The following is a 4,047-nucleotide window of genomic DNA, read 5'->3' as shown; positions in this document are numbered from 1 at the left end:
TTCTCGGAGTGAGTTAGCGGGTAATCCTAGTTGGGGCGATATCTTTAAAAATCTTGGTCTTGCTCTGGTTACGTTTTTTGTCCCTTATGCCTTGGTTGCAGGCTATCAACATCGATGGTTCCTTGTTAATAATAATCAAGAACACATCAGTCCGCAAAATATGTCCGATATGGATAAGGGAGTTGAACAGCTCATTCAACCTTATGCCATGTAATGTTACAGTGTATAAAAACTGCTCCAAATTGTAATCCAATGGGGCAGTTTTTGTGACTACGTTGCAAAAATGAAGACTAGAATATAATGTCCATAAAAATAGTTCCGTGATTGAGGTGTAAACTACCTGTTTTTTCACCAATGGCATGGATAATTACGTATCTCATCGAGTTAAAGAAAAAACGAGAGCTCGGCTACTGTATACTGAATCAGCTAAATTTGTAGATCCTGAATTTAAATAACAAGAGCTATGGGAGCTATCGGCACCGTCAACTTAACTTTTGAGTCTATTTAACTAGTGAAAAGAGGTTACAGCATAGACCGAAAAGATATCGCCATCCATTAGATAATCGGTATTACCATATGGAGTTATTACCGATTTAATGACAGATGCCGAGATGCGTCTGAGCTCGGAATTAAAGTAACGTGACCAGTTTCAGAACGATAAAAAATTAAGTTGACGGCACCACAGAGTTTAACATACCATGTTTTTCCATTCAGAGAAGTTAAAATACAGCTAAAATTATAAAAACTGGAGCTTCCGTGCAAAAGAAGCTATTTACCTGCTATTTAGCGGGAGATGATCGTCTCTTGTTAGAATGTGCGAATATTTTACTATCTTATGAACATACCATATTGGGGATTATCTCTGCTTTACCCGCCGCAAAAGACTACGCAATAAATAAAAAAATTCCTTATTTTAAAAAAGTTAATCAGGCACTTTCCATTTTTATCTATTACTAATTTCGACTATTTCTTTAGCATCATTAATGGAACTATTTTACCGTTATCACTTTTGCAGCAAGCGAAAGGCATGGCAATTAATTACCATAATGCGCCTTTACCTAAATATGCGGGTTTACATGCTCCCTCATGGGCTATTTTAAATAATGAGAAATTCCATGGTGTAACCTGGCATGAAATGGTAGAGGAGATAGATGCCGGCGATATTTTAAAACAAGCCCTTATTGAGATCGATCCCAATGAAACTGGACTAAGTTTGAGTGTCAAATGTTACCAAAATGCAGTGAATACTTTTAATGAGTTGACTTATGAAATATCCTATCAGAACACTCACAAAGTGGCCCAAAATTTAATAAATAGAACATATTTTGATTACTATAAAAAGCCACTTCATGGTGGTTGGATTAATTGGAATGACTCTGGAGAACAGATCGACAGACTTTGTAGAGCGCTTGATTTAGGTCATCACCACTCTAATCGGCTAGGGCTCCCAAAATTTAATATTGGTAACAGTTTTTTCATAATTGGCCAACTGAAACTTCTGGATAAACAAAGTATTGACTTACCTGGAACAATTATAAAAATTGCACCTGATTTTTGGCAAATTGCCACAAAAACTCAAGTGGTTCAGTTAGAGCAGGTCATCCCGTTAACTAATAAAAGCTTCATTGATTTTTGTAATCTCGCACAACAGTATAATATCGAAGAAGGTTCGATACTTGCATCAGAGTCGGAGAAAAATTTATACGAATACAAGTCTTTTTATGAAGTGTATGCTATCCACGAACTATTTTGGGTACACCAAAAAGAGCACTTTAATCCCGCTCTACTCCCGTTTCAGGCGATCTCAACAAAATGTAATGATAAACAGCTAACATGTGTTGCGACTTTAGATTTAGCTCACATGTTTGCTTTTCCCTCCGATGCATACCCTAATAATCCCCCTAATTTGCTTTTTGCATCTCTTTTGGTCTATTTATATCGATTAGGCAACAAAGAACATTTTGGTGTTGGTTTTTCTAACCCTAAATTGCATCAATTGCCTAAAACAATTGCCCCACTTTTTTCAACGGTTTTGCCTTTTTTCACTGCAAATGTCAGATGATTTAACAGTGGATGCGCTACTTGAGCGATTTTTCAAACAGATAGTGAATTTTGATAAGCATTTAAGCTATTCTAATGATATTTATTACCGTTATCCCTCATTAGTCTCAGGTTTGCGCACCTATCATCCTATAACAGTGGTTATAGGACATGAATCCCTACTAGAAGAGCAAATTCAAACAATTGACGCTTCCATAATTATTACTATATCTAATACCTTTAAGTTAAAGTGGTATAGTCGCGAGACAAAGAAAAATTTAATAACTGTCATTAAAAATAGCATAAGGCATCTGTCTATTTTAATTGATGGGATAATTAAAAATCCCAAGATGCCCATTGCCAAATTACCTCTTCTCTCTGCTGAGGAAAAAGAACAAATACTCATAAATTGGAATGCTACGCAAACACTATACCCGAAAGATAAAACAGTGGTCGAACTTTTTTGGGAACAGGTACAAAGAAAACCAAATCATACTGCATTAATTTATGAAAATCATTCTGTTAGTTACCAATCGCTTAATGCTCAAAGCAATCAATTAGCGTATCTACTTAAAAGAAAAGGAGTCATGCCACATACCTATGTAGTCATATGCACTGATGATAAATTTCATCTTGTTATTGGTCTATTAGCTATTTTAAAAGCAGAAGCTTGTTATATTCCTATAGACACCAACTATCCAGCATCCCATATTCAATTTATTCTCAGTGACAGTAATTCGACTCTGGCTTTAGCTTCAAAATCAGTGCAAGCTAAAATGCTAAATTGTTGTGAAACTCAAAATGTTCCCTTACATTTATTTGAAGATTTGATTAATGAATCTAAAAACGAAAGTGACTTTAATTTACCTCTATTAGACTCTAAACCTAATAGCCTTGCTTATATAATTTATACCTCAGGCACAACTGGAAAACCCAAAGGAGTGATGATACCACATCGAGGGATTAGTCGATTAGTAAAAACAACGAATTACATTTACATTCGCTCCAACGATAGAATTGCTCAGGCAGCAAGTATCAGCTTTGATGCTGCGACCTTTGAAATCTGGGGCGCTTTATTAAATGGAGCAACTTTAGTCGGTGTTCCTCATACGACACTGATTAACATTAGTCAATTTGGACGATTTATATCCAAGCATGGTATAACCATTCTATGGCTTACTTCAGCTTTATTTAACCAATATGCAGCAGCAAACCCCTCAATGTTTCATATGCTATCCTATTTGTTGGTAGGAGGAGATGTGTTAAATTCAGAACACATCATGCGAGTGCTACAATGTGAAAAAGGGGCTCCCAAACATATTTTAAATGGGTATGGACCTACAGAAAACACCACCTTTACAACCACATATTTAATTAAGCCAAAAAGGAAGGTTATCAGGCTATTCCCATTGGAAAGCCTATTGCCAACACAACAGTTTATATTTTAGACAGCCAGTTGCAACCATGTCCAGTTGGGGTGCCTGGTGAACTCTATACCGGTGGGGCGGGGGTAGGACTTGGGTATTTGAACCGACCTGATATTAATGAGATGCGCTTCATCCCTAATTGTTTTGATCTAGAAAATCGTAGTTTACTCTATAAAACAGGAGATATGGTTAGATGGTTACCCAATGGAGATATTGATTATTTAAGCAGACAGGATAATCAAATCAAGCTTCGAGGGTTTCGTGTTGAATTGGAAGCAATCTACACTATATTACTCCATCATGAGGCGATTGTGCAGTGTGCTGTAAGAGTATCTGAGAGTCAGAAAGGGCAAAAATTTGTTGTGGCATATTTGGTACTTTGTCAAGAAATTCCCATTGCTACTATTCAAAAATATCTTTCAGAACAGCTACCAGCATATATGATTCCCAGCTTCTTCATTACTGTGGATAATATTCCGCTGACATTAAATGGAAAAGTCGATTTTTCTAAAATGCCACCACCTGATTTCTCTTCTAACGCATTACGCGCAGACTATGTTGCTCCGCATACTGAAACAGA

General features: G+C 36.5%; 5 protein-coding genes. All 5 read left to right on the top strand.

All coding sequences use genetic code 11. From position 1 onward, the window contains the following. The coding region (locus BN58_RS31750; protein WP_040916481.1) for a hypothetical protein at positions 1 to 214 on the top strand (214 nt) is incomplete at its 5' end. Positions 215 to 756: 542 nt separating this feature from the next. Continuing rightward, the gene (locus BN58_RS11645; protein WP_019216985.1) at positions 757 to 957 is read left to right on the top strand and encodes a hypothetical protein; all 201 of its coding nucleotides are present in this window, start codon (positions 757 to 759) and stop codon (positions 955 to 957) included. Then, positions 896 to 2,062 carry a formyltransferase family protein gene (locus BN58_RS11640; RefSeq protein WP_332247970.1) on the top strand — a complete coding sequence of 389 codons (1,167 nt, stop codon included), beginning with the start codon at positions 896 to 898 and terminating at the stop codon, positions 2,060 to 2,062. The genes BN58_RS11645 and BN58_RS11640 overlap by 62 nt, the downstream gene beginning before the upstream one ends. Next, complete coding sequence (locus BN58_RS24670) at positions 2,052 to 3,488, top strand: AMP-binding protein (protein ID WP_019216983.1); 1,437 nt, start codon at positions 2,052 to 2,054, stop codon at positions 3,486 to 3,488. The genes BN58_RS11640 and BN58_RS24670 overlap by 11 nt, the downstream gene beginning before the upstream one ends. A gap of 8 nt (positions 3,489 to 3,496) precedes the next feature. After that, on the top strand, positions 3,497 to 4,047 hold a 551-nt coding region (locus BN58_RS30930), incomplete at its 3' end, for an AMP-binding enzyme (protein ID WP_156812496.1).

Source organism: Legionella tunisiensis (assembly GCF_000308315.1).
Classification (GTDB): Bacteria; Pseudomonadota; Gammaproteobacteria; order Legionellales; family Legionellaceae; genus Tatlockia; species Tatlockia tunisiensis.
This window is presented reverse-complemented; position numbering and strand designations above follow the sequence as displayed.

Bases quoted from the DNA above. Each gene is read 5' to 3' on its own strand.
- BN58_RS24670 (WP_019216983.1), top strand. From the start codon at position 2,052: ATGTCAGATGATTTAACAGTGGATGCGCTACTTGAGCGATTTTTCAAA.